Genomic DNA, 26448 nt, shown 5'->3' with positions numbered 1-26448 from the left:
TGATCCTCCCGCAAGATAGAGGTCTTTCGTGCGTCTGCTCAGCAGAATCCTGTCCACTACACGAGTGCTCTGGCCTTTCTATATCGGGGTCATCATCTGTTCGCTGGCCACCGCCGCCGCGTCGTTGATTAGCCCCTTCCTCATCCGCGATGCCACCGACGCCATCGTCGGCGCGGTGTCCAGCGGTGAAGCCTTGAGCCAGGCGGCGATGTCCGATACCACTCGCACGGTAATCTGGCTGGTCATCGGGCTGCTAATCGCAGATCTGACGCAAACCATCGTGCATAACATCGGTGGTTACCTGGGCGATGTGATGACTGCACGCATGCGCGAGATTCTGTCGACCCGCTACTATGCAAAGCTGCTGTCGCTGCCGCAACGCTATTTCGACAGTCAGGTCACCGGCACAATTATCGCCCGCCTGGAACGCTCGATTAGCAATATCACGCAGTTCCTCCAGGCGTTTTCCAACAACTTCTTCCCGATGCTGTTGACCGTCGGCGCGGTACTGGGCATCACTGCCTGGCACTACTGGCCCCTGGCGGTGCTATTGATTATCGTTTTCCCGGTCTACACCCTGCTGACCGCGCTGACCTCGAAGCGCTGGCAGAAGATTGAAGCGAAAAAGAACGAACAAATCGATATCGCCGGTGGCCGTTTTGCCGAGGTCATCGGCCAAGTCAAGGTTGTCCGCTCCTTCACTGCGGAACTGCGCGAAATCGCTTTCTTTGGTTCCCGCTTCCGCCGCACCATCTCCCTGACCCGCGATCAGTCAACGTGGTGGCACCGCATGGATGCTCTTCGCGGGGGCATTTTGAATATCATCTTCGCAGGCATCTACCTGCTGCTTTTCCTGCGTACGCTGTCGGGAGAATTCTCCATCGGCACCATGGTCATGCTCATTCAGCTGATTAACATGGCGCGCCAACCAGTGACCATGATGAGCTTCCTGGTCGACGCTGCCCAGCGCGCAGTCGCCGGTTCGCGCGATTACTTCAAGGTCATGGAGCTTACTCCAGAGACCCGCACGCAGCCGGAGCTGCTCAGTGCAGCGACCGCGAATAACGGCGACTTCGACTCCGCGTCCGTTGGTTCCACCGCAGACGCAGAGTCCGTCGACAGCGCCCACCGTTCCTCCCTGGAACGCGCAGCCGAACAGGAGGCAATTGGCGCTCCCATTGTCGACTTCGACGCAGTGGATTTTGCCTACGAAGAGGACAAGACGGTGCTCTCCAATGTCAGCTTCCAGGCATATTCAGGCCAGAAAATCGCCCTGGTCGGCGAGTCCGGTGGCGGCAAGTCCACCATCGTCAACTTGCTGCTCGGCTTCTACGCCCCGACCGCAGGCCGCTTGAGCGTTCTGGGGTCGGATGTCTCCGAAGTTTCCGGTTCCACTCTGCGCGCCGGCTCTGCCGTCGTGTTCCAGGACTCGTCACTGTTCTCCGGCACGATTCGGGAAAACATCGCCTACGGCAAACCCAATGCCACCGACGAAGAAATCATTGCCGCCGCGAAGAAGGCCAACGCCGACGACTTCATCCGCAGCTTCGCCGAAGGCTACGACACCACTATCGGCGAGCGAGGTCTGAAGCTCTCGGGTGGCCAGAAGCAGCGCATCGCCATCGCGCGCGCTATTTTGAAGGATGCTCCCCTGCTCATCCTGGACGAAGCCACTTCGGCGCTGGACACCAAGGCCGAACGCGAAGTTCAGCGAGGCTTGGACAAGCTGATGGAGGGACGCACAACGGTTATCATCGCCCACCGCCTGTCCACAATTTCCGATGTGGACACCATCGTGACGCTGCGTGACGGTCACGTCGACGAGGTGGGCGCACCCGCAGAATTGGCGCAGACTGACGGTATCTACGCCGAGTTGCTACGCCTGACGGCTTCGGCCTCGGCGGCGGATCGTCTGCGCCTGAAGAAGTACGGCATCAAGGGGTAACGCGCCGTCGTCAAGCATGCAGGAAACGCTTGACGACGGGCACCCCTGCGCCCTTTTACGGACGGGGAACGATGTAGCGGCCAGCGCCCGGAACAATTTCGACGGTGACCGGCATCGGGAACATGAGGTCGCCGTCAGCGTAGGCGTTCATCTGGCGTGGCGGGCCGATGTATTCCACGTAAGCCTTCTTGGCGCGGTAGGTGCTGACCTCCCCGATTTTTTCAACGGTGCCGTCGAACACGGACTTGAAGGCCAGGGCGGCCTTAATGCGCCCGGCCTTGCCGATGACAGTGATGTCCATCAGTCCGTCGGAGTGGTCTGCGGACGGGCAAATCTTCATACCACCGCCATAAGAACGGGTGTTACCGAAGGCGGCCAGCGTGATTGGATCTTCGAGAACCCGATCGTCATCCAGCGTGATGCGGAATGGCAGCGAGTGGAAAGCCAAGAACTCGCGGACGATAGCCAGGTTGTAGCGGTTGCGGCCATGCGGCCAGGTCATCTGATTGACGCGGTCGGAGACAATCGAGTCGAAGCCGGCACACATGATAGTGCCGAACCAGCGCTGCTCCCCCGCCTCATTGGTGATGCGGCCGAGGTCAGTGGTCGTCCAGAAGCCATCGGCGATAACGTGAGCGGCATCGCGAGCATTGCCACGCGGCAGATTGTATTCGCGACCGTGGTCGTTTCCGGTACCGGCCGGGATAATACCGAGGGGGATGCCGGTCTGTGCCTGCTCCTGCAGTGCGAGGTTAATCATGCCGTCGCCACCACAGACTGCCAGGGCATCAATTCGGCCGTCGGCGATGACCTCACGAATGAGCTTGCGGGCGTCGTCGGGGTTAGCACCTTGGAGAGCGATGACATCGATGCCGCGATCCGCGAACACCCGGCTCGCCCGGGCGGACGCAATCTGCGAGGCGCCATGACCCGCGTGGGGGTTAGTGACCAGAGCAAGGGTACGAATCTCAGTTGTTCCCAGCGGGTAGTTGAGATTCTTGTCGTTAGCGTTCATCGAAGAAATACCTACTTTTACGTGGGCTTTTGACCGGTCAATACTGGCCTTTATGGGAGTGCGTTAATGCATCTAACTAAAGCTTACCAAGATTGATTGACATTTTTTGAGAAAACGTAACGTAATACCGCTATAATAAAAGATGTAAAGATGTGCTTCCGCGCAAGTTACATATAATTCCGCAGTTCAGACTCGCAGCACCGATGCCCAAGGAGAAGCTCAGGATGTCTAACAAGCTCACGATTCCGTACCGCATGCGCTGGTGGGGCTGGGGTGTTGACGGCAACGACAAGCCAATCACCACGGCCAGCGAGAAGCTACTGCAACGCGAAATCGGTATGTCGTTGGACGCAAACAACCCGCCGCGCAACATCGCCGACGTCACCATCCCCAATAGTCGCCTCAGCGCCGAGGATATCGAAGCCCTGGGCGCTGTTGTCGGCGCGGATGCCGTCGCCACCGACCACGACACCCGCGTCAAGCACGCGGTCGGACGCTCCTACCCCGACCTGGTTCGCCTTCGCGCAGCCAAGCTCGATGTCGCCCCAGATGCTGTAGTGCTACCGAAAACTGAAAAGCACATCGAAGACCTGTTCAAGGTATGCGCTGAGCGCAAGATTGCAGTCGTCCCCTTCGGTGGTGGCACCTCGGTCGTCGGCGGCGTGGAGGCTGTTGACGGAGGCATGGGTAAGGCCATCGCAGTGTCCATGACCGCCTTTAACAAGATCATCGACATCGACAAAGTCGCTGGCACTGTCACCGCCCAGACCGGCGTTTTCGGCCCCGACCTGGAAAAGGAGCTGTCCAAGGCCGGCTTCACCGCTGGTCACTTCCCGCAGTCCTTCGAGTACTCCACTGTCGGCGGTTGGGTTTCCTGCCGCTCGGCAGGCCAAGAATCCTCTGGTTACGGTCGTATCGACCGCAACGTGATTGGCATGCGCGTCGTCACGCCAGCCGGCACCATGGAATTCCGCGACATGCCGTCGTCGGCATCCGGCCCGAACCCGCGTGAGCTTTTCCTGGGTTCGGAGGGCACCCTGGGCATCATCACGCATGTGACGATTGCCCTGAATCAGCGTCCACAAAAGGAGATGCTCTTCGACACCTACTTCTTCAACTCCTTTGAGGAAGCCGCCGAGGAGCTGCGCAAACTGGAGCAGAGCGGCAATATCCCGCACCTAGCACGCATCTCCGACGAGAAGGAGACGCTGTTCGGCCTCACTCAGCTGGGCTCCGCCAGCATGTCCGAGAAGGTCACAAAGTACCTGAAGCTGCGTGGCATCGACACCCCGTGCATGGTGATTTTTGGCTTTGCGCAGACGGATCCGGTCGGCGCCCGCGTCACCCGTGAGCGCCTGGCCGCTCGCCTGCTGGCCAAGAAGTGCGTCCGCATGGGCTCCATCCCGGGCATGGCTTGGGTTAACCACCGCTTCTCCTCGCCGTACCTGCGCGATGTCATGATGACTCGCCGCGTCGGCGTCGACACCCTGGAGACCGCCACCACCTGGGATAACGCCGCTACACTGCGCCGCGAAATCGCCTCCGCAATGGAAGCCGCTGGCGAGAAGCACGGCACCCCGGTGTACGTCTTCTGCCACATCTCGCACATGTACGAATCCGGCTGCTCGCTGTACTTCACGTACTTCTTCCGCGAGACCGAGGGCGAGATTCTCCAGCAGTGGATGGACATCAAGACCGCGGCGTCGGAGGCCATGATGAACTTTGGCGGCACCATCACGCACCACCATGGCATTGGCCAGGATCACAGCCCGCAGTACTACGAGGAGAACACCGAGTTGTTCGCCAAGGTCATGCGTGCAATTAAGGACGAACTCGACCCTGCTGGCATCCTCAACCCGGGCAAGTTGGCTACCGGTCCGCGCTCCTTGGAAGAGCGTTACGACGGCAACATGATTTAACCCTGTTGCCGCCGGCTTCGGCTAGCGAGCTAGACTGACCAGTTCGCTGGCGTAGATTTCCGGCGACGTTGGGCCGTCATAAATAAACAGTGAAACGTAATCGTCAAGGGTAAAAGATTCAAGTGCTGCGGTCATTGTCGCTGTCGCTTCTTCCTGGGATCCCAAGCGAAGATGCCCGGATAGTGGGATGGTCGGCTCAATCGGTGCGATTTCGTCCGTGCGACCGCAAACAGCGTGGCGTTTTAAATACCTAAGCGTGCTTTTCTAGTTACGACCTGTCTGGGGTGGCACGGACTGGAGACAGCAGCAACACATCTGCAGCGATGGTGCAATAGCAGCGAAAGCTCGGTTCATGGACTCAGAGCGGTTGGACGCTGGGTGCATAGCCATCGAGGTGTCTCCTTCCTTGTAATCCCGGGAAATGATTCGCAACTAAGAAAGATTTCTTGAATCAATATCCGTGCCGGTCGTTGATAATGAACAACTTAGTCTATTTCTAAGCGCCTTGCAATGGGGTACGCCCGAAATAGTTCACACTCACTACGCACTCCACAACTTCATCACTTACGCCAGATAGTTTCATCACTATTACCGTCTTCGGGAAAGTCGAGGAAGAAAGACTATGACTGCCACGCACGCTCCTCAGCGCGATCGCTCAGCTGCGGTTTTGAACAAGGCTCGTCGGCAAGCGGACTTGAATCGTCTACGCGAAGAGACCGTTAAGGGCGACATCCCAGATCTGCTGGTCATCGGCGCCGGTATTACTGGTGTCGGCATCGCTTTAGATGCGGCGTCGAGGGGTTTGACGACCGTTCTCGTCGAATCGAAGGACCTAGCTTTCGGCACCTCTCGTTGGTCATCGAAGCTCGCCCACGGGGGCTTGCGCTACCTTGCCAGCGGCAATGTCGGTATCGCTCGCCGCTCAGCTATTGAACGTGGTGCGCTGCTCGACGTCACCGCTCCGCACCTAGTGCGTAACCTGCCGCAGGTTGTACCGGTGATGGATAACTTTGCACCGTTGACCAGGGTTTTGCCGCGTTTAGGCTTTTTGGCCGGTGACTTTCTGCGCATTATCGCTGGTACCTCCGCCACTACCCTGCCATTGTCCCGCACTGTCAGTTCCCGCCGAGTCAGCCAGCTTTCGCCGACCGTCCGTAAGCGCGACGTGAAATTCGGCTACGTCAACTACGACGGTCAGCTGCGTGACGACGCACGCTTGGTCACCGCTATCGCTCGAACCGCCGCTAGCTACGGTGCAACTATTCTGACCCGGGTCCGCTGCGAGACTGCCTCTGGAACGAGCGCCACACTAAGCGACGAGCTCACTGGCGATTCCTTCGAGCTGCCGGCTCACGCTGTGGTCAATGCCACTGGTGTGTGGGCCGCAAACCTAGCGACGAACATCAAGATTCGCCCATCTCGCGGCACGCATCTGGTTCTTGACGCCGCGAAGCTAGGCAACCCTACCGGCTCTCTGACGGTACCGGTTCCTGGTCACACCAACCGTTTCTGTTTTGTCCTTCCCGCAGAGCACAACCGCGTCTACATTGGCCTGACCGATGAGGATGCACCGGGCCCGATTCCGGACGAGCCGGAAGTGCCGGAGGATGACATCGTTTTTCTGCTCGATGTCATCAACCAGGCACTCGAGGTTCCGCTCACTCGTGACGATGTCATCGGTGCTTTCGCCGGCCTGCGTCCGCTCATCGACGCCGGCGAGGCACACACCGCTGACCTCTCCCGCGAGCACGCCTTGTTGGAGGCCCCGAACGGCCTGATTTCCATTACTGGGGGCAAGCTCACCGAGTACCGTCTAATGGCGGAGCAAACCGTGGACAAGGTTGCGGAAAAGCTCGGTGTTTCGCTTGCTCCGTGCTCCACCCGCACCATCCCTGTGCTGGGCTCCGAGCCAGAGGAGCTCGACCGCGCTCGCACCGCTGCCGCTGCCGGCCGTATCCCGATGCCGCTGTTTAACCGCTACGGTGCCGAATCCTTCGAGGTCATCGAATCCTGTCCGCTCGACCGACCGCTCGACCCGGTAGCGGAGGGTCTCGATGTCACCCGCGCCGAGTTCGCCTGGCATGTGACGCACGAGGGAGCTCTCAGCGTCGACGATATTCTCGATCGCCGCACACGTCTGGGGCTGGTCAAGGCTGATCGCGAAGCTGCCCTGCCAGCTGCTCAGGAGGCACTGGGGCTGGCCTAGCGCTGGCCATTGCCGCGGCTGCTTCTGATGCGGCCGTAGCTACTGGTTAAAGCAGGGGTCTTCGGACTTCCCGCTTTTTCTGTATACACGGAAACTATGAGTGTAAATAACGCTGTCACTTTCCCCTCCCTCGATGAACTCCGCTCCCGCAGGACAGTCAAATGGACCGCATATTCACCGGACGTGCTGCCACTGTGGATCGCCGAATCCGATGCCACAACCTGCCCTGCCGTCAGTGCCGCAATCGACGAGGCGTGTCAGCGCGAACAATTCGGATACCTCTCGCAGGACATCACCGCGCTTACGACCGCAACCGCGGACTTTTCTGCACAACGCTACGGATGGCGCCCGAACCCCGACAATATCTTTGCCGTCGCTGACGTCGTCCGCGGTGTCACACTCGCGGTTGAACGCTTCACCCGCCCCGATTCCGCAATTGTCGTCCCCACTCCCGCCTACATGCCGTTTTTCCAGGTAGGTCCCGCGCTGGGACGCGAGACAGTGTGCATTCCCACGCTTGCCGACGGCCCGGATCTCGGCGCCCTCGAACGCGCCTTCGCCGACGGTGCCGGTTGCCTGATCTTGTGTAACCCGAATAATCCTCTCGGCTTTACCTACTCCCCCGAAAAACTGCGTGAGATTACCGATTTAGCCGCTCGCTTTGGTGCGCGCGTTATCTCAGACGAGATTCACGGCCCAGTTGTTCTAGATGGCACTCACACTCCAACCGCGTCGGTGTCGGATACCGCGGCGGCCGTGACTATCACGGTGACTGCTACCTCGAAGGGCTGGAATACCGCCGGCCTCAAGTGTGCGCAAATCATCTTTAACGACGAAGATGCCAAAACCTGGCTGGAGCTGCCCTTCATTGTTCGCGAAGGCGCTTCTATTCTTGGTGTCGTCGCGGCCACCGCCGCCTACCGCGATGGCGTGCCCTGGCTGGACAATTTTGTCGATGTCCTGCGCACCAACCGTGAGACTCTGCGAACACGTTTGTCCACTTTTGCGCCACAGGCTCGCTTTACCCCACCGCAAGCATCATTTTTGGCGTGGTTGGACTTGGGTGACGTGCCTGGTGTTGACAGTGAGGACCCAGCTGCGTGGCTGGTTGAAAACGCCAAAATAGCACTCAACCCCGGCTTCGCATTCGGCGAAGGCGGGGTTGGGCATGTGCGGCTTAACTTTGCGACCTCCCCGGAAATCCTCGGTGAGGCCCTGGACCGTCTTGACGCGGCCCTGCGCTTGTAGTTGACGTTTTAGTTGGTGACAGTGACGCTGCCGTCGGCGTTGACAACAACGTTGGCGGCCAGAGCGCGAGCCAGGTTCATGCGAACGTGCTGGCCCTCACCGTCAGTGCGATCGAGCGGGTAGCCGGATGGGATTGCGGTCTGAGCGAGGACGGAGCTGCGCTGTTCCTCAGTCAGCTGCGGGAAGCGGGTCTCCAGCAAACCTGCGTAACGCTTCGGAACAACAACTGGCTCGTTAGCCGGGCCAACCTGCTTGAAGTCGTAGGTCATGCGTTCGGTGTACTGCTGAACGGCAGCTGCGGTGCTCATGTACGGAGTGTCCTTGGCAACGCAGTTGGCGATGGTGTCGCCACAGCGGTACTCGAGCTCCGTACGCAGCTCATCCATGGCTTCTTCGATGAGTGGGCGGAACTCTGGGTCTGCCCAACGATCAGCTGCGGCCTGGTTGCCCATCATGCGGCCGCCCATAACGTCCAGCGGGTAGTGGACGCCCATGACAAGGCGAGAATGACCAGCCTCGGACGCACGCGCCTGAATCTGCGGTGCAACCTCCGGCAGCATCATAGCCAGCATGGTTGAAGTCCATGCAGCCTTGTTGGTGTGGCCCGACGGGTAGGACGGGGTGGTCGAGTACGGGTCGTCCTGACCTTCGCGGTAGTAGCGCTCGATGCGCTCCGGCGCCACCACAAATGGGCGATCGTAGCCGTAGACGTACTTCTCGAAGAAGGTCGAGCTGACCAGACCGCCGCCGCGAGCAAGGTTGCCGGACAGCAGGGCCTTTACCTTCGGCAGGCGATCCTCGTCGTAGGCATCACGGAAGTGCTGGCCCAGGTTTGCACCGAAAGCAGTGGAAATATTGGCCAGTGGGTCCAGGTAGTCGTCATCAAGAGCGAGTTCCTGTGCCTGCGGGTCATTCTTGGCAGCGTTGTTAATGCGGACGACCGTTTCGAGGTTCTGGTCCATAACCTCTGGGTGGTTCTTCTCCAGCTCCACGAAAGGATGCACAACGTAGAAGTAGAACCAGTTATCGGTGGCGGCATCCGACGGGTACGCGCGTGCAATCTGGTCCGGGCGATACGAGGTTGGCTTCGGCGCATTCGGGTCGGTGTTTTCACCGGAAGATGACGGCAGCGAGATGGAATCCGGGACCTCGAAGCCACCGCCGGGGAGCTTGATTCCATCTGGAGCTGCCACATTAGCTGGAAGATCAGAAACAGAGTCCAGGCGGTTGCCGAGCTCGGCCAACGGGTTGACCGGAGCTGCCACGGCCGTTGCCGGTGTAAGCCCCATTACAACTGCCATTGCTGCGGTAGCAGCGCCGACGCGAGTACGTGTTGCAGTGCGCTTGTGCGGCTTCAAAGAAGACACTGAAGCATTCCTTTCCAGATTGCTGCGTGGGAGGCACCAGTTGTGAAGTGCTCTATAAGCCAAGGTCTGACAAAATCTTCACTTATGTTAAGCGCACTGTGAGGTTTCGGCGCGTTGAAAAGAAACAAGTTTTCAAAATGCTAGGGCCAATCGTGGGAACTTTCCCCCTTAGACTCCGGGTTTTCACTGATAAATGCATAAAAGAAACCGGTTGGCGGGACAAAAGCCCGTCAACCGGTAAGAATTCAATACTCGCCCCAAACGGGGCTAAAAGCGTGGACTACTTGGAGTAGTCGTAGAAGCCACGGCCGGACTTGCGACCGAAGTGACCCGCCTCAACCATGCGCTTGAGCAGTGGAGGTGCCGCGTAAGTCGGCTCCTTGTACTCATCGAACATGGCATCGGCAATGAACTTGATGGTGTCCAGACCAACCATGTCGGCCAGAGTCAGCGGACCCATCGGGTGCGCACAGCCATTGACCATTCCGGCATCGATGTCTTCTGCAGTAGCAATGCCGTCCTGCAGCATGCGAATAGCGCCGAGGATGTACGGAACCAGCAGGGCGTTAACAATGAAGCCCGAGCGATCCTTAGCGCGAATGACGGTCTTGCCCAGCGCCTCGGAAGCGTACTCGTACGCACGCTCCGACTGAACATCACCGGTCGTCAGAGTAACGACATGCTCTACCAGAGGCAGAACCGGAACCGGGTTGAAGAAGTGCAGACCCATGACGCGCTCCGGGCGCTTGGTAGCTGCAGCAATGGACTGAATCGGCAGCGAGGAGGTGTTGGAAGCCAGGATGGCATCTTCTGACTCAACAATTTCATCGAGCTGCGAGAATACGCTGGCCTTTACTTCTGGGTTCTCCACGATGGCCTCGATGACCAGCTCACGGTCAGCGAAGTCTTCCAGCTTGGTGGTGAAGCTAATACGCCCCAGAATCTCATCACGTGCAGACTGCTCTAGCTTGCCACGGGAAACGGCCTTATCCAGCGACTTTTCAATACGGGCGCGACCGGACTCAAGGAACTCCTCCTTGGCCTCCCAGACCTTGACATCGCTACCGGCCTTCGCACAGACCTCAATAATTCCGGAGCCCATCTGACCGGCGCCGACGATACCTACTCGCGAGATACTATTTGCCATTGGCGTGTTTTCCTACCTTCTACTCTGGGTTATTAGCCAGCATTGTGCTTCATCCGAGTGCGCATTCGCTTGACGACGATCACAGCGCACTGGCTTTATTTACACGCTACTCACTTCCCCGGTTCCCCGGGCACGCTTTGCAGGACTTTTTACTTGAATTTCCCCCCCACGAGCTTTGGGCAGCGGCTAGTACTGCATACGTTTTTCCAGCGCCTGCTGAATATCTTCCAGCTGCTGCTGAGAAGAGCGTGCCAACTCTTGCAGGTCGTTTCCGCCATGCTTTTCCAGCTCTTCCCACTGTCCGAGCATCTTATCCAGGCTGCCTTCCATCAACGTCAGATAAGCCATATCTGCGTGTGGCCCCTCCTCGTTCTCGAGGCGAGTCATGGTGGCGGTGTCGAGCTTGGTCTCCGACGGATCAACATCGACGCCGAGAGTCTTGACTAGCTGCGCTTCCTCTTCAGCAAAGATTGGCTCCGCCTGCTGCGCAATCTTTCGAGTCTCTTCCGAGACCGATTCCTTTGCAATCAGCGTCTGCGATGCTGTCTTCAGCGCCGCAGTATCTGCCGCCAGCTGAGCCAAGTTATCCCGAATGGCGGCAGTGGAGGCAACAGCACTCTGCTCCTGGCTTGACTGATTCTGGCTACCCTCGAGGGCTGCCTCATCGCTATCTCCACAAGCACTGAGACCAACGACGAGAGCAGAGGCCAGCACAGCGGAGCCAATACGCAGGCCACGCCCAATCAGAGAATAGGTGTCGCTGCTGGAAGCGGCTGCGCTATCGCGAATGGTGTCAGAGGACATTAGTCGACCTGCAGCTCGCCCATGCGATCCCAGTCCTGCTTATCAGGCAGCACCTGCGAGACAATCTTCGGGGTCTCAGCGAGCAGCGGCTTCATCGCCTCCAGGCCCTTGGCGAAGTGCTCGGAATTGACGTGGGCTTCACCAGCGTCATCATCGAACGCCTCGACGAGGATGTACTGGTTGGGGTCTTCTACGCTGCGGGACCATTCAAACCACTTGTTGCCAGCCTCTGCGCGGGTGGCAGCGGTGAACTCAGCGACGTGGTCCATCCATTCGTCGGCAAACTCCGGCTTAACTTGGTAATTCACAACGATAAAAATCATGTCGCCCACTGTATGCGCGTCCAAGCAGAATTGCACCCTTCGACGAATAGAGTTTCGCTGAGAATTTTTCTTACGCTGACCTCAGGTGACAGTTATATTGGTTTGTATGATGAACACTCCGCTCATTCTCACCTACCAAGATAAGACCCCACGCATTCATTCCAGCGCCTGGATTGCGCCCGGCGCGGTCATTATCGGTGATGTCGAAATCGGTGCGGATTGCTCCGTGTTCTACGGTTCTGTTCTCCGAGGAGACGTCGCACCGATCCGCATCGGCCAGCGCACCAATATTCAGGACAACTCCACAGTCCATGTCGACCGAGGTGTGCCCACAATTCTCGGCGATGATGTCACCGTCGGACACATGGCCTTGGTCCACGGCACCACGGTTGAAAATGGTTGCCTCATCGGCATGAAGTCCACCCTGCTTTCGCGTTCCCGTATCGGCGCTGGCAGCCTCATTGCTGCAGGTGCCGTGGTGTTGGAAGATCAGATTATCGACCCCAGGTCGCTGGCTGCAGGCGTTCCCGCCAAGGTGCGTCGTGAACTCTCCGCCGAGGAAGCAGAGGGCTTCATCGCCCATGCAGGGCGTTATGTGGAAACAGCGTCCAACCACCGCCACCTCCGCGAGGTCGACCTGGATATGGTGACTTTTAACTAGGCGGCTGCCGAGGCGCCTAGCTAAGCGGCTAGGCGGATTGTTTGACGGTCAACGTCGCAGCACTACACCACTGTCGCGCCCGCCGCGGCCAATTCCGCTAGTGCAGCCTTGCCGCGCTCCGGGTCCACCGCCGCGGCCTGATTGCTCAGAACACGAACGGAAAAACCCTCCTTGAGGCCATCGAGCACTGTGGCGCGGACGCAGTGGTCAGTCGCAACTCCCACCACATCGATTTCTTCGATGTCAGAGGCGCGGAGAGCGTCGGCAAGCGAAACGCCAGCCTCCGTTGTTCCCTCGAAACCGGAGTAGGCGGCGGCGTACTCCCCTTTTGTGACATCGATACGCACAGCAGCGGGGTTGAGCTGCTCAAAAAACGCGATGGCGCGCTGCATGCCGGGGTGAATCTCTGCGCCCGGGGTACCTGCAACACAGTGTTTCGGCCAGGTATCGACGAAATCCGGGGTTTCAGAGAAGTGCGTGCCTGGGTCGATGTGATTGTCACGGGTGGTCGCAAGAACCGAGTACTTATTCGCTGTGCCCGCAACATGCAGATATGTAGCGGTGTACGCTGCCTCAGCACCGTCGACGGCAAGTGCGCCACCCGCGGAAAAATCATTCTGAGCGTCGATGACTACCAGTGCCATGCGGGGGCGCGCCGGGCGCTGTTGTTCCTCGGAGTGGGCGTCGTTGCTGGTGTCTGCCCCGGTGCCAGCGTTGTCCGAGTTGTCCGCATTGACCTGTCGGTAGATTTCGGAGAAGGAAGCGTTCATGGCCTATATCTTGCCACGTGCCCACGTTCAGAGGAGCACGTGAACTATCGACAGGATATCGACGCCCTAGCGACAACACAGAGTCAATCCGGGAAAGCGGTTAAAATTGCTCCGGTAATTCTTTGATACGACGACGGCTCCTGGTCGCGTCCTCCAATACGGGAGGTTTTTATGGCAGGCGGACTTGTCGCGCTGCTTGACGACGTTGCCACGATTGCACGTGCTGCAGCGGCAACAACAGACGATATTGCGGCTGCGGCCGGCAAAGCTAGCGCTAAAGCCGCCGGTGTTGTGGTTGACGACGCTGCGGTAACGCCTAAATTCGTCGAGGGTGTCTCGCCGAAACGCGAGCTGCCGATTATTTGGCGTATCGCCAAGGGCTCCTTGGTCAATAAAATTGTCATTATTCTGCCGATTGCATTGCTGCTAAGTCAGTTTCTGCCCTGGGCGCTGACGCCGATTTTGATGCTCGGCGGCTCCTACCTGTGCTTTGAGGGCATGGAAAAGGTCTGGGAGAAGATTAAGCACCGAATCTCTCCCGATCAGACTGAGCAGGAGCGGATGGAGGCGGCGACCAACCGCACACCACAGAATGAAGATTCCCTGGTGAAGTCTGCAATTTTCACAGACTTGATTCTCTCTGCGGAAATCATGGTGATTTCTCTCAATGAGGTCGCTGATCAGCCACTGCTCAATCGCGCGCTGATTCTTATTGTGGTCGCACTCATCATCACGCTTGCGGTCTACGGCGTGGTGGGCTTCTTGGTCAAGATTGATGATATTGGCCTGCACCTGCAGTCCAAGAAGTCAGCCGGTATCAGCAAGTTTGGTGCGGCGCTGGTCAAAGCCATGCCAATCGTTTTGAACACAATCGGTATTATCGGCACGTTTGCCATGCTGTGGGTCGGTGGCCACATCATGGTGGTCGGCCTCGACGAGCTGGGCTGGCACCTCCCCTACCAGCTGGTCCACAACCTTGAGCAGCTGTTTACCGGTGGCTTCCTCGGCTGGTTGGCCAACACCACCGGCTCACTGATTTTCGGCGCCATCTGGGGAGCAATCATTGTGGCGATTGTCGCCGTGCTGCCATTCGGCCACGGCAAGCACAACAAGTCTGATGCTTAGGAGTACGTGACCTCGCCGTCGACGTAGACCCAACGTCGCGCACGACGAACAAAACGAGAACGCTCGTGCATCGTGCCGACACCGTCATGGTCATGAAAGGCCGCTTCAAATTCCACGATGCCTTCGCGGTCATCCTCGCCACCATCGACAGCGTTGATGATGGTGAGTCCTTCCCATTCCACACTGTCATCGACATTGATAACTTCCGGGCGGTAGCGCGGATGCCACGTCCGCCAGATGTAGTCCGCCTCGTGGGCAGCGTAAGCGCTGTACCTCGCGGCCATCAGCTCAGCTGCGGTCACTGCCTCCCGCTCACCGCGGTGCAGCGGGCCACAGCACTGCCCGTAGAGTCCCCCACCACACGGGCACAAATCGGAATCAGTAACGCGGGCGCGGGCGAAAAATGCGTTCCCGCTTCCTGCTCTAGCACCGTTTCCTGCTACCAATCCAGACTCCGTTACAGCACTGTTTTCTCTTACCTGCCGACCCATAATCGCCAGCCCCTCCCCAATCTTGCACGTGGTACTAAACACGTCCTAACAACGTCTTTACATACCTACCAATTGGCCCGCAGCACCGCTAGTCGGCTTAGCCCCGAGAGGCTTGACGACGGCTACCGCGTCGCCCTCGGCATTCCTTCCGCAAAGCCCGCAGCGGATTGAATTCCCACCACTGCCCGCTCAGCGAACTGCTCGATGGTGGCCGAACCCGCGTATGTGAACGAAGAACGTACGCCCGAGATAATGCGATCGATCTGGTCCTCCACGCCTTCGCGGCCTGGCTCCAGGTAGATTTTCGCAGTCGAGATGCCCTCTTCGAACATCTCGCGCCGGGCCTTCTCAAAGGCCTCTACCTGTGCATTTCGGCTCTCCACCGCACGGTGTGAAGCCATGCCAAAGGACTCCTTGAACATGCGCCCGTCGACGTCCTTTTGGACATCCCCTGGGGACTCGAAAGTACCGGCAAACCACGAGCCAATCATCACGTTGGACGCACCCGCAGCCAACGCAAGCGCAACATCGCGAGGATCCTTCACTCCACCATCAGCCCAGACATGCACGCCGCATTCACGGGCAGCTGCAGCGCATTCGAGCACGGCAGAAAACTGTGGACGCCCAACTCCGGTCTGCATTCGGGTTGTGCACATCGCACCCGGACCGACGCCGACCTTAATAATGTCGGCTCCCGCCTCCGCTAGGTCGCGAACACCATTGGCGGTCACGACATTGCCAGCGGCAATTGGCACAGGTGGGTTGAGCGCGCGGACTCGTCGTAAAGCACGGAGCATCGATTCCTGATGACCGTGGGCGGTATCGACAACGAGCACGTCGGCACCTGCGTCGAGCAGTGTCTTCGCGCGCCCTTCAACATCACCGTTGATGCCAAGCGCCGCACCGACGCGCAGCTTGCCCTCAGCGTCGACAGCGGGCTTGTAAAGCGTCGCACGCAGCGCGCCCTTACGCGTGAGAATACCCACCAGCGCGCCATCGGCGTCCACCACTGGAGCGAGTTTGCGCCCGGAAGCAGTGAGCTGGTCAAAAGCGTCACGGGGCTCAATATCGGCCGGAAGCGTAAATAGCGAAGTGGACATGAGCGTCCCCACCTGCGCAAAGTTGTCAACGCCCGCCAGATCACGGCCGGTAATCAGCCCAACCGGTTTGTTGTCTTCCACCACCACTGCCGCACCGTGCGCGCGCTTCGGCAGAAGATGGCGCGCATACCCCGCGGTGTGGTGAGGCTTGACGACGATCGGAGTGTCGAAAACCAGCCCAGCGGACTTGACCTTGCGGATGGTCTCAGCGGCAATGTCAGCTGGGACGTCCTGCGGCAGGATGGCAATTCCGCCTCGGCGAGCGGTGGTTTCGGCCATCCGGCGACCGGAGATGGCCGTCATATTGGAGACGACAATCGGAATGGTTGTGCCGGTGCCATCATCGGTGGCCAAATCGACACCCATGCGAGAGCCGACGGATGACTTTGACGGCACCATGAAGACATCGCTGTAGGTCAACTCGTAGGGCGCGGACTGATCGTTGAGGAATTTCACACACCCCAGGATATGCCGATTTTTCCGGCGCGCACGGTGAGAGTGCACAGAGGTGAGCATCAGTGGCTGACCTCGCCTGGTGTAGGTTCGAACGGGACTCCATTGACTCAACCGGGATTTTTCAGCCCAGGAAAGATGCTTAGCAGAATCTGATGAAAACGCCGATCAAAGATTACTTGTCCGAAATCGTCGAATCCGTCCGCCCCGATGAGTCTGGCGAGGTAGCGGACTATATTCCCACCCTTGCCCAAGCTAATCCCGACCGCCTGGCACTTGCTATGACCACCGTGTCAGGTCGCACCTACGCCACGGGCGACACCGATACTGAATTCACCATTCAGTCGATGTCCAAGCCCTTCGCTTATGCCGCAGCCATCACCGAGCACGGCACAGACAAAATCGACAGCATTGTGGGCACCGAACCTTCCGGTGAGGCTTTCAACGAGCTGTCGCTGGAGCAGGGCACGCACCGACCAAAGAATCCGATGATTAATGTCGGTGCACTGACCATCAACCAGTTCGTATGCCAGCCAGGTGCCAACTGGAAGACTCGCACCAAGCACATGGTGGAGCTTCTCTCAACTTTGGCTGGCCGTAAGCTCCGCGTTGACTACGATGCCTATGAATGCGAAATGGACACTGCCCATCGAAACATGTCCATCGCACATATGCTGGCAGCTTACGGTTTCATCGAAACCACGCCCCACGATGCTGTCCGCGGCTACACCGCACAGTGCTCCGTGCTGGTCAACACTCGCGATGTCGCCATGATGACCGCAGTGTTGGCCAACGGTGGCGTTAACCCGGTCACCAATCAGACTGTGCTCGGCCGCTCGGTTGTTCGCAGAGTCTTGTCCGTGATGGCTATTGCCGGCATGTATGACGAGGCCGGTGAATGGTTTACCGAGGTCGGGATTCCCGCCAAGAGCGGTGTCGCCGGCGGCTTGCTGGGAGCGCTGCCTGGACAGGCGGGTCTTGCAGCCTTTTCGCCGCGATTGAACGACCACGGCAACAGCGTCCGCAGCATTGCCATCTTCCGGAAGCTCTCCGAAGATTTGGGTCTTCATCTCATGGATGCCGATGCGATTGGTTCGCGTGCGCTGCGCGGTACGCGCGTCAGCAATGGCCGCTCGATCATCGAGATTCAGGGCCCAGTCAACTTCACTGCGGCCGAGATCATTCTCAACAGGTTGGCGACTTCCACACCGTCGGAAAGCGAAGTTGTCTTCGACGTCAGCCGCGTTGGCATTGTCAACCCGGTGGGACGCACGTTGATTCTGGAAGCGATGCGACGTCTGAGCCATGACGGCAAGGAGATCTTGTTCTACGACCCGGAGGGCGTACTGCCGAACCCAGATATGGGCGAGGGGCTGCTGCCAGTCATCCTCCAGGATGCGCCGTAAACTACGCTAACCGAAATCCAATATGGTGACGTTCGGGTAGTCTTGAACGATCGTAACGCCCGAAAGGCAGCAGCGCGAGAACAACCGGAGGGATGTAAATGCAGGTCAGCGATGTGGCATTAGTCTTCGAGGGCGGAGGGACTCGCAATAGTTACACGGCACCTTTCGTCGAGCGGCTACTTCGCGAGAGCATCGATGTCGGCTGGGTCGGTGGCGTAAGCGCCGGCGCCTCTCACGTGGTCAATTACCTTTCCCGGGATATCCAGCGCTCTATAATTAGCTTCACTGACTTCATCGCACAGCCGAACAGCAGTGGCTGGCGCCCAATGTTGCGCGGACGCGGCTACTTCGATGCCGAGTACATCTACGAAGACGCGGGACTTCCCGACGGCGCCATGCCCCTGGATTACGAGACTTTTAAGAACAATCCAACTCCCTACCGGATTTCTGCTGTCCGAGCGGATACGGGCGAGACCATCAACTGGGGGCCAGACGATATCCCAGATCTACCTACGCTGATGAAGTACACTCGCGCCAGTTCGACGATTCCGGGTGTCATGCGTATGCCCTATATTGATGGCGTTCCGTTCGTCGACGGTGCACTGGGATCATCAGGTGGCATTCCCATTAATGCCGCCGAAGCAGATGGTTTCAAGAAGTTCCTCATCGTCCTGACTCGCCCGAAAGGATTCCGTCGCACCGCCCCTAAGCGCCCACAGCTACTGCGCCAGATTTTCCGCAGTAACCCGGTGGTGGCTGAGCTGCTTATCACTAGACACGAGCGCTACAACGCTTCTCTCGATTGGGCTGCTGAGCTTGAACGAAAAGGCCAAGCATATGTTTTCTACGCCAATAACATGAGCATCACAAAGGCGGAGCGGAGGCGGTCGAAGCTGCTGCACAACTACGAGCTCGGCCGGGCGCAAGCCGATGCCGAATGGCCAGCAATTCGAGAGTTCATGGGCTTATAACTCCCGCCACCTTTAGGAAGCTTTTCGTTCATTCCTCTTTACTGTGTACGTAACCTTGTGTTAACCTTTGCGTAGCGAACAACCTCGTTAGGTAAGGCTCCTATATCCACATAGGCCGCTGCCCTGCACTTTATCGAGAGTTTCGAAAGACTCTCGAAGCAAGGGTCCATCTCAAGTGGCCACCTTTAGTTACGGCATTACATTGCCAACACTCTTAGGCGGGGAGCCATAATTTTTCAATCAACAGAAATTCCCTCCTAGCAAAGGAGCTGGGATACCTGGAAAAGGATCCACAATGACACAGACACAGAACACCATCGCCAACTTCTTCAAGCCGAAGTCTTCAATCAGCCCGTACAGCCTCCTGCCTGACACCGTAAGCATGCACATGACGGATTCTTACATTGCGCTGCCGGAGGACATCACGGTCGGTGAGGCACTGAGCACCTACGCAGCCGAATTTGCTGGTCTCGATGACGATACCTGTGTCTTCCTCGTCGACGATGAAGGCTACCTGACCAGCGATATTACGCTGAAGGAACTCCGTGAGTACGCCGACCGCGATGCCTACATGAACACCGTCGGCGCCCCGGTGAAGGTCTTTGTCAAGCCCGAGGATCCAGCTGCAATCAGGGCTCGCCAGCTTATTGACGGGCCGCTCAGCGAGCTGCCCGTCGTCCGCAGCGGCAAGCTGGTAGGTGTCCTCACCGACCGCATCTCTGAGCGCATTCTTGGCAGGACAAAGGCAGCTAAGAAGTCAAAGAAGTCCAAGGGATTCTTCTCGCCGATTACCGCGTTTTTCGGCGCCGCCAATAACTAGGGCGACTAACTTGGGTAGACGACCCGAGTAACTCAATAGGCCAGCTAGCGTTTGCTAGCTGGCCTATTGTTGTTACCACACTGTTCTATCCCCACAGATGAGAGCCCTCAGGAGGCAACCGTGATACGAGACTGGATTCGGGTAGCCCTGGGCATGTTCGCGGTTGCGTTTGGAGCCAACCTCTTCGCACCACTCCTGCCCGCGTATCGAATAACCGATGCTCTCAACCAGTCCCAGGTCACCTTTCTCTTCGCCATCTACGTCGCAGGACTCATCCCCGCGCTACTCATCTGCGGCCCACTTTCCGACCGGCTCGGCCGTCGCGCCATCATCCGGCCTGCACTCATAACCTCTGCCGTTGGCTCAGCCGTCCTACTCACCGGCATCTGGTTCCACTTCCCATCACTTCTGGTAGGACGTCTTATCATCGGCATTTCGATGGGCATGGTAATGGCCGCCGGTGCCTCGTGGATCAAAGAAATTGCGCCCGTCGCACCTCAAATTTCTGCCCGGCGCGCAACCGTTGCACTCTCCGCCGGATTCTCCCTCGGCCCCCTGGCTTCCGGGTTGGTCGCAGAATTCACCCCGCGCCCTGATGTCATCCCCTATCTTGTTCATCTCGCACTGCTGCTTTTTATCGCACCAATAACATGGAACGCTTCCGGAGGACTTCCAAACGCAGCGCACAGCGACTCTCCGCAACGGTTCTTCTCCTCCGCCACGCTTAGCCCGAGGTTCCTGTGGGCAGTCGCCGCTTGGGCACCGTGGGTCTTCGGCGCTGCGTGCACATCCTTCGTCGTCCTGCCAACAATCGCCGAATCCCGCTACCCCATCGCCTTCGCCGGGCTCATCGCCTGTATCACGATGGGCACCGGCGTTTTGGTGCAACCACTGGTCACTCGCATCAGTTCCAGCAGCTTTATCCCGCCAGCTATTTTCGGTCTTGGCTTAACGACGGTCGGAATGCTGCTCAGCCTCATCGTCGTACTCACCCAGAATGTGTGGAGCGTTTTCCCCGCTGCTCTGGCCCTCGGTGCTGCGTACGGCGTAATGATGGTCTCCGGCCTCCGCGAAGTGCAAATTATCGCACCGCCAGCCGAGCTGGGCGCTGCGACTGCTATCTACTATTCGCTGACCTATGTTGGTTTCTTCGCTCCTTTTGTTATTTCTTTCGCGGCACCGAAATTCGGTTTCGTGCCCGTTTTCATCTTCGGTGCGATTATTGCGTTGGTATCCACGTACCCCGTGGCAAAGGTTGCACAGTCTGCGGTGAGGTCCGACGGAGCGTCGTGAAGCAGACGCGACTGAAATTCTTGATATTGGGAAGCGTGCTGAGGCGAGCTCTTGTATTCTTTCTTTCACAAAAGATTGGCTCCGGCTCAGGACATCTGATCAGGTTGCATAGGTTGTTGAAATTCAGCTCGATGGAATGAGGAATCATGAAGCAGCGCAGCTCTGGAATGTGGAAGAAAATTGCGACAACCGTCGTCGCAGGTTGTACAAGCGCCGCCCTGCTCACCGCATGCGGCTCGGGAGAAGAAAGCAACAATGCCGGTGGCGAGGCAGGCAAAGAGTCGACCAGCAAGATGACAAAGGCAGACGGGTCAGCTCCAGCTGCAGCCGAAGATCAGCTCCTGCTCACTAATGAAGTTCAAGGTGTGGACTTCTCCAACAACAGGATTAATGGGTACAAGGACGCAATGGAGATGTTTTCGGAGGATTCTTTAGATATAGAGCCGGCCGAATGTGCCACTTTCATCAAGCCAACGGAAGAATTGGAGAATGCTGCCGGTGCTTACACGGACATTAAGGAAGAGAACGTCGCTGTCAGCGTCTCAGTATTGAAGAACACTGATGCGTACCAGAAGTACGAAGACAGCCTCGAAAAGTGCTCCGACGTGACAGCTACGATGGATGCTTCCGACATTCTGAAAGACTCCATGGAAGGTCAGGAGATTTCTCCTGAGATGCAGGACATGTTTAATGACATGGACATGACGACCACAATGAAACTGCACCGAGAAAAGTGGGAGCCAAATCTTTCCGTCAAGCCAGCTGAATTCACTGCACACGAGACCAGTGCGAACATCAACGCCGGTGGCACGGATACTACGGCCACCAGCTACGACATTGTCGGCATCGTCAACGGCGTAATGGTAATGGTGTCCGCCGCCCCGACTCCGGATGCATCAGCTGGCAACATGGAAAACACGACGGATCCCATGCAGATTCCAGAGGCGACCCCAGAGTCCAAGGAAGCGGCAAAGAAGCGCGCCTTGGAGGTCTTCGATGCCCAGGCAAAGAAGATTATGGATGCCGCTTAGTTTTTCTTCTTAGGCTACTGTTTTCTGAAACCACAGTTTTTGTGAAGTAGCGGGGACGTAATCGCTGAGGCACAGCAGCACACAAGTACTGGAGTCTCCCTAGAACTCCGTTAATTCCTGCACTTTGGGACTCCAGAACGCAGCGCGTGGTGCACTAAGAGTTTTGAAGTGCGGGCTTGTTAGTTCATCAAGAGCCCGGACGTAACCGGGAACCATATCCCGCGGGATTCGCAGCCCCATAGTCAGGTGCGGAATCCAGCGGGAGCCGCGACCTTCAGGGTTAAGACGACTGATCTCGCGAGCAGCTTCTTCCAGCTCATCGCTTGTTTCTAATAACCATGCGACAGTCTGTTTACTCTTTGTCCCGAACACCACCGTTCCTACCCTGCGAAATTCCGCAGGCATCAGCGGTGGGAGAATTTCGGCTGCTCGTTGGATTACCTCCGGGCTCATGGTCGGTGCGAAAGTAACGGTGATGTGGGGCTTTTGATTCTGCTGCGGGAATCCACGCTCTGCCAGTTGCACAAAGATCTCTTTAATCTGCGCCTCTTGCTCAGGCAGAAGGTACATCAGGATGTTGTCGGGTGACACCATGTGACGTTTACTCCTCCCCTATTGCTGTCGGTCGACACGTTTGAAGCACTTTCCAAGGGCGCCGTTACTAAAGCTCCTCACCTAAGGCACTTAGGACCTTGCACCCCAGAGCATAGCGTAGGGATTTTCCACAATTTATAACCTACCTATAGACATTTCTAGCCTCTTATTATTTCTCCTGGTAATAACTACTTTTATTGGGATAATGGAGATGGATAAGCTTCCTGAAAGCTTTCTAGACCATCTTCAAAGACAGTGTGGAGTGACGGCCAATTCTCCGCACTGCACAAATACCGACACGGCTGGAAAGGTAAGTAAAGACATGGCACCGAAACCTAAAAAGATTACGCCCCCGAAGAATCAAAAGCTGGTGAAGAGCAAGGCAAGCTTCAACCGCGATGAGCTCGCGGATCTACTGGAGACGCTGGCAGCTCGCATCCGCGCCGGGGAAATGACTCTCGGCACTGGCGAGTCCGCGGTGACGATGACCATGCCGACATCGTTTAATACCACGATGGAAGTCGTCGATTCTCGAAAGCGTGCTGGCATCGAGCGCGAGCTGGAGCTGGAAATTGACTGGATGGTCGACGAGGCTGGCGAGCCCGTTGAAAAACCTGGACCAGCATCTGGCTTCGCAATCTCCTAGCGGGCTTGTTGCTGTCCGGTTTGTTCCGCGCAGCACAGTAACCTGCATCGAAGGCGGCGTTCCACTGTTTGTACTGGTCGCCGAAACAACTCACTACCGCTCGCCATTTCCGCAGGTCACAGTAAACAGACCTGAGTCGTTTTGGTCGGTTTTGCGTCCTTTGGCCGTCATTTACCGCTGCGGCACTGGCCGACAAGCAAGCCGTCGTCAAGCAACACCCAATTACACCCGTCAGGCACCCACGCCTCCCCACATCGCATGAGGTGACGCTAACCTAATTCAGGAAAATTCGCGACGAAGGGAACGCGCATGGCCAAGGGCAAGAAAGGCGACAAGGGCAAGAAGAAGGACGCCGCCAAAGCCAAGAAGAAGGCTGCGGCAACGACCTCGCTACGCCTGCCCGAATACTCGAAGGCCGAGGCCAAAGCCGCGAAAAAGCTCGCCGGCAAGGACCCCTTTAAACTGGCTGCGATGACGCCGAAGAAGAAGTGCTGCAAATCCGGCATCCGCTGCCTGCGCTGCCCCGTGGTGCTACACAAGCTCAATCGCGAGATCAAAAACGGCGAAGTCGACCATGCCGCCCTGCTGCTCGTCGCCGCGAAAGCCCGAATCCGGTAGCCGGTCCTCGCCCCCCCCCAGCCCGCCGTCGGGCCCGTCCTATGAGCAGTGGTGTCGCGCACTGTATGGCACTGGTACCGATTCTCCCGGGCTGTCTGCTCTTCGGACACCGGCTCACACGCGTCACTCCAAGCACCGCGACAACGCTCCAGCGAACTCCCGCCAGGTCAGGAAGTTTTATTCCGTCGACATGAGGCCTCGGCCAGAACCGGGAATGCGGCCGTCGGAGGATGATACCTTGTGTATCCTTTGAGTGTCATTGAGCCCTGAAGGAGCAAGAAAGTAGCATGACCCGCCCCTCCTCCGCCGCCTCTACGGTGGGCTTCCAATCTCGTGCCCTGCGTTTCGCACCGCGCCGCTCGGACTGGTCCCGCGCGACGATTGGGCGCGACCTCTCGGCAGGCCTCATGGTGGCCCTCGTCGCACTCCCTCTCGCGCTCGGCTTCGGCGTTGCGTCCGGTGTCGGCGCGGCGGCCGGAATTACGACGGCCATCGTTGCGGGTATCCTGGCCGCGATCTTCGGCGGTAGTAACGTCCAAGTAAGCGGCCCGACCGGCGCAATGACCGTCGTGTTAATCCCCATCGTGGCCAACCATGGTGCCGATGGGGTTCTCGTCGTCGGCGTGCTGGCAGGGCTCATGCTGCTCGTACTGGCGTTCACCGGCGCTGGCCGCGCGATGAAGTACATGCCACTACCTGTCGTCGAAGGTTTCACCGCCGGTATTGCGTTAATCATCGGCTTACAACAGCTGCCTGCAGCACTTGGTGTTGACGTGGAGGGCGAGAAAGTCCTCGGGTTGGCGTGGGGCTCAATCAATGCTTGGTTAGATACTCCGGCATGGCAGGCGCCCGTGATGACCCTTGCAGTAGCGGCTGGAATCGTGCTTGCTGCGCGCGTCCGTAGTGGCTTCCCCGCGGCGCTAGTGTTGGTAGCTGCAGCAACGGCCATCAACATGCTGGCAGACAGCGGCCTGAAGACAATCGGCTACATCCCGTCGACATTGCCTGCTCCGCGCTGGCCAGAGATTCCGTGGGAGCACCTGGATTCCTTGCTGTTTGCAGCGGTCGCCGTCGCAGCTCTCGGTGCGCTGGAATCGTTGCTGTCTGCGACGGTTGCCGACGCAATGACTGTCGGCGACCGGCACGATCCCGACCGCGAACTCTTCGGGCAGGGCGTGGCCAACGTCGTCGCGCCCCTGTTCGGCGGGATTCCCGCAACCGCCGCGATTGCCCGAACTGCCGTCAACGTGCGTGCAGGCGCAGGCACACGCCTGGCAGCGGTGTTCCATTCGCTGCTCCTGCTCGTGGCCGTGCTCGTCGCGGCCCGGTGGGTGGGCGAGATTCCTCTCGCCGCGCTCGCCGGCGTGCTCATCGCCACTGCGATTCAGATGATCCACCCGCGGAACCTCCGCTCGGTGATACGCGCCACCAAGGGCGACGGGGCGACCCTGCTCATCACAGCTGCCGCCACCGTCGTGTTCGACCTTGTCGTCGCCGTACTCATCGGCCTTGTAATGGCGGGCTTCTTCGCACTGCGCGAGACCGCCCGCACTGCGGTGTTGGAAGCCGCCCCACTAGACGAGGGAGACCACCGCGACAAGGAACGCGAGCTCCTCGACGAGCACATCGCCGCCTTCCGTATGGAAGGCCCTCTCTTCTTTGGCGCAGCGCACGATTTCCTCCTCGAGCTCGCTGATGCCTCGTCGGTCAAGGTTGTCGTACTCCGCATGCGCTACGTCACGACGATCGATGCCACCGGCGCCCAGATGCTCGCCGACACAATCGGGCGCCTCGAACGCCGCGGTACCAGAGTCCTGCTCGCAGCCACGAAGCCCGAACATTTTCCGGTGTTGCGCGAACTCGGCGTATTCGACCAGCTTGCACACGAGAATCACGTCTTCGACAACACCCCTGACGCCATCGCCCACGCCCGACTGCATGCCTCACGCATTCAGCACGAAGAGTCTGATGGCACATCCGCAGCATCGCAGAGTCAATAGCTTGGCTGAGCCAGACAATGGTCACTCCGTCGCAGTCGACCCTGCAATCGTGGGTCCACGTCCCCATCGCGCGATGCTTGAAAAACCTTTACACGTTGCACTTAAACTCCACGACGTGTCGTTGCAAAGTCACCTTCTCATTCGTGAAGCCGATGTGGGTGTAACCGCTTGGCGCGTAGCATTGGCGACATGCGCATTTTCACCGTGGGCCACTCCAACCTCGAGTTCGAGGACTTCGCTGAAATGATCAAAGCTGCCGGTGTGGCATCCATCGTGGATGTGCGCAAGCTGCCCGGATCCAGGAAGTACCCGTGGTTCAACGGCGACTACCTTGCCGAACACCTTCCTACATGTGGCATCACTTACAGCAGAAGCGAGGGCCTCACCGGGATGGCGTCGACGTCAACGTGAAGATCTTGGACAACTTCGCCACGCATGTCGCCCCCGCGTTGGGTTGGCAGCCGAATCACGAAGGCCCAGTTACCGGCTATCTCA

The 26448-nt window shown here is 58.3% G+C and carries 24 protein-coding genes and 1 pseudogene; 15 read left to right on the top strand and 10 right to left on the bottom strand.

The window, feature by feature from the left end; translation table 11 throughout:
* Positions 1-28 precede the first annotated feature (28 nt).
* Positions 29-1945: an ABC transporter ATP-binding protein gene (locus ADB02_RS00860; protein ID WP_049189387.1), complete on the top strand. Its 1917-nt coding sequence runs from the start codon at positions 29-31 to the stop codon at positions 1943-1945.
* Positions 1946-2000: 55 nt separating this feature from the next.
* Here ADB02_RS00860 and ADB02_RS00855 read toward each other — a convergent pair whose 3' ends face one another.
* Positions 2001-2960, bottom strand: coding sequence for a diacylglycerol kinase (locus ADB02_RS00855; RefSeq protein WP_049189386.1), 960 nt, complete (start codon positions 2958-2960; stop codon positions 2001-2003).
* Between the two features lie 224 nt (positions 2961-3184).
* Here ADB02_RS00855 and ADB02_RS00850 point away from each other — a divergent pair, with 224 nt between their 5' ends.
* From ADB02_RS00850 to ADB02_RS00840, 3 genes are all read left to right on the top strand, one after another.
* Positions 3185-4879, top strand: coding sequence for an FAD-binding oxidoreductase (locus ADB02_RS00850; RefSeq protein ID WP_049189385.1), 1695 nt, complete (start codon positions 3185-3187; stop codon positions 4877-4879).
* Positions 4880-5501: 622 nt separating this feature from the next.
* Positions 5502-7085, top strand: coding sequence for a glycerol-3-phosphate dehydrogenase/oxidase (locus ADB02_RS00845; protein WP_049189384.1), 1584 nt, complete (start codon positions 5502-5504; stop codon positions 7083-7085).
* Positions 7086-7181: 96 nt separating this feature from the next.
* The gene (locus ADB02_RS00840) at positions 7182-8333 is read left to right on the top strand and encodes a MalY/PatB family protein (RefSeq protein WP_049189383.1); all 1152 of its coding nucleotides are present in this window, start codon (positions 7182-7184) and stop codon (positions 8331-8333) included.
* Positions 8334-8341: 8 nt separating this feature from the next.
* Here the strand turns inward: ADB02_RS00840 and ADB02_RS00835 are convergent, their stop codons facing one another.
* From ADB02_RS00835 to ADB02_RS00820, 4 genes are all read right to left on the bottom strand, one after another.
* Positions 8342-9700, bottom strand: coding sequence for an acid phosphatase (locus ADB02_RS00835; protein ID WP_049189382.1), 1359 nt, complete (start codon positions 9698-9700; stop codon positions 8342-8344).
* 280 nt (positions 9701-9980) lie between these two features.
* On the bottom strand, positions 9981-10847 hold the full coding sequence (locus ADB02_RS00830) for a 3-hydroxybutyryl-CoA dehydrogenase (RefSeq protein WP_016423138.1): 867 nt from the start codon (positions 10845-10847) through the stop codon (positions 9981-9983).
* 186 nt (positions 10848-11033) lie between these two features.
* On the bottom strand, positions 11034-11651 hold the full coding sequence (locus tag ADB02_RS00825; RefSeq protein ID WP_049189381.1) for a hypothetical protein: 618 nt from the start codon (positions 11649-11651) through the stop codon (positions 11034-11036).
* Positions 11651-11974: a putative quinol monooxygenase gene (locus ADB02_RS00820; RefSeq protein WP_038629105.1), complete on the bottom strand. Its 324-nt coding sequence runs from the start codon at positions 11972-11974 to the stop codon at positions 11651-11653. The genes ADB02_RS00825 and ADB02_RS00820 overlap by 1 nt, the downstream gene beginning before the upstream one ends.
* A 106-nt stretch (positions 11975-12080) precedes the next feature.
* On the opposite strand from ADB02_RS00820, the gene ADB02_RS00815 reads away from it, so the two are divergent.
* Positions 12081-12635 carry a gamma carbonic anhydrase family protein gene (locus ADB02_RS00815; protein WP_049189380.1) on the top strand — a complete coding sequence of 185 codons (555 nt, stop codon included), beginning with the start codon at positions 12081-12083 and terminating at the stop codon, positions 12633-12635.
* 62 nt (positions 12636-12697) lie between these two features.
* Here the strand turns inward: ADB02_RS00815 and ADB02_RS00810 are convergent, their stop codons facing one another.
* The gene (locus tag ADB02_RS00810; RefSeq protein ID WP_049189379.1) at positions 12698-13405 is read right to left on the bottom strand and encodes an isochorismatase family protein; all 708 of its coding nucleotides are present in this window, start codon (positions 13403-13405) and stop codon (positions 12698-12700) included.
* Between the two features lie 171 nt (positions 13406-13576).
* Here ADB02_RS00810 and ADB02_RS00805 point away from each other — a divergent pair, with 171 nt between their 5' ends.
* Positions 13577-14530, top strand: coding sequence for a DUF808 domain-containing protein (locus ADB02_RS00805; protein ID WP_049189378.1), 954 nt, complete (start codon positions 13577-13579; stop codon positions 14528-14530).
* Here the strand turns inward: ADB02_RS00805 and ADB02_RS00800 are convergent.
* Positions 14527-14976 carry a YchJ family protein gene (locus tag ADB02_RS00800; RefSeq protein WP_101738793.1) on the bottom strand — a complete coding sequence of 150 codons (450 nt, stop codon included), beginning with the start codon at positions 14974-14976 and terminating at the stop codon, positions 14527-14529. The genes ADB02_RS00805 and ADB02_RS00800 overlap by 4 nt on opposite strands.
* A 167-nt stretch (positions 14977-15143) precedes the next feature.
* Positions 15144-16577, bottom strand: coding sequence for a GuaB1 family IMP dehydrogenase-related protein (locus ADB02_RS00795; RefSeq protein WP_049189377.1), 1434 nt, complete (start codon positions 16575-16577; stop codon positions 15144-15146).
* A gap of 152 nt (positions 16578-16729) precedes the next feature.
* On the opposite strand from ADB02_RS00795, the gene ADB02_RS00790 reads away from it, so the two are divergent.
* From ADB02_RS00790 to ADB02_RS00770, 5 genes are all read left to right on the top strand, one after another.
* Positions 16730-17980: a glutaminase gene (locus tag ADB02_RS00790; RefSeq protein WP_049189376.1), complete on the top strand. Its 1251-nt coding sequence runs from the start codon at positions 16730-16732 to the stop codon at positions 17978-17980.
* 98 nt (positions 17981-18078) lie between these two features.
* Positions 18079-18951 carry a patatin-like phospholipase family protein gene (locus ADB02_RS00785; RefSeq protein ID WP_049189375.1) on the top strand — a complete coding sequence of 291 codons (873 nt, stop codon included), beginning with the start codon at positions 18079-18081 and terminating at the stop codon, positions 18949-18951.
* A gap of 295 nt (positions 18952-19246) precedes the next feature.
* A complete protein-coding gene (locus tag ADB02_RS00780; protein ID WP_049189374.1) occupies positions 19247-19771 on the top strand; it encodes a CBS domain-containing protein in 525 nt (174 codons plus the stop codon).
* Positions 19772-19891: 120 nt separating this feature from the next.
* Positions 19892-21064 (top strand): MFS transporter, encoded by a 1173-nt coding sequence (locus ADB02_RS00775; RefSeq protein ID WP_241482358.1) that lies wholly within the window; start codon positions 19892-19894, stop codon positions 21062-21064.
* A gap of 146 nt (positions 21065-21210) precedes the next feature.
* Entirely contained in the window at positions 21211-22095 is an 885-nt protein-coding gene (locus ADB02_RS00770; RefSeq protein ID WP_049189372.1) for a hypothetical protein, read from the top strand.
* A gap of 99 nt (positions 22096-22194) precedes the next feature.
* Here ADB02_RS00770 and ADB02_RS00765 read toward each other — a convergent pair whose 3' ends face one another.
* Positions 22195-22689, bottom strand: coding sequence for a 2'-5' RNA ligase family protein (locus ADB02_RS00765; protein WP_049189371.1), 495 nt, complete (start codon positions 22687-22689; stop codon positions 22195-22197).
* Positions 22690-23011: 322 nt separating this feature from the next.
* On the opposite strand from ADB02_RS00765, the gene ADB02_RS11700 reads away from it, so the two are divergent.
* A complete protein-coding gene (locus ADB02_RS11700; protein ID WP_049189370.1) occupies positions 23012-23335 on the top strand; it encodes an amphi-Trp domain-containing protein in 324 nt (107 codons plus the stop codon).
* Positions 23336-23351: 16 nt separating this feature from the next.
* Here the strand turns inward: ADB02_RS11700 and ADB02_RS11695 are convergent.
* Positions 23352-23450 (bottom strand): annotated as a pseudogene (locus ADB02_RS11695) (YtoQ family protein); the annotation flags it as partial.
* Between the two features lie 194 nt (positions 23451-23644).
* On the opposite strand from ADB02_RS11695, the gene ADB02_RS00755 reads away from it, so the two are divergent.
* The 3 genes from ADB02_RS00755 to ADB02_RS00745 all read left to right on the top strand — a co-directional run bounded on the left by ADB02_RS00755 (position 23645) and on the right by ADB02_RS00745 (position 26364).
* Positions 23645-23953 carry a hypothetical protein gene (locus ADB02_RS00755; protein WP_005510705.1) on the top strand — a complete coding sequence of 103 codons (309 nt, stop codon included), beginning with the start codon at positions 23645-23647 and terminating at the stop codon, positions 23951-23953.
* Between the two features lie 287 nt (positions 23954-24240).
* Positions 24241-25953 carry a SulP family inorganic anion transporter gene (locus ADB02_RS00750; RefSeq protein WP_049189369.1) on the top strand — a complete coding sequence of 571 codons (1713 nt, stop codon included), beginning with the start codon at positions 24241-24243 and terminating at the stop codon, positions 25951-25953.
* Between the two features lie 189 nt (positions 25954-26142).
* The gene (locus tag ADB02_RS00745; protein ID WP_224783734.1) at positions 26143-26364 is read left to right on the top strand and encodes a DUF488 family protein; all 222 of its coding nucleotides are present in this window, start codon (positions 26143-26145) and stop codon (positions 26362-26364) included.
* Positions 26365-26448 lie beyond the last annotated feature (84 nt).

The organism is Corynebacterium sp. 212_CJEI (assembly GCF_001055915.1).
Lineage (GTDB): Bacteria > Actinomycetota > Actinomycetes > Mycobacteriales > Mycobacteriaceae > Corynebacterium > Corynebacterium jeikeium_D.
Note: the sequence above shows the minus strand (reverse complement) of the source record. Positions and strands in the feature narration are given on the sequence as shown.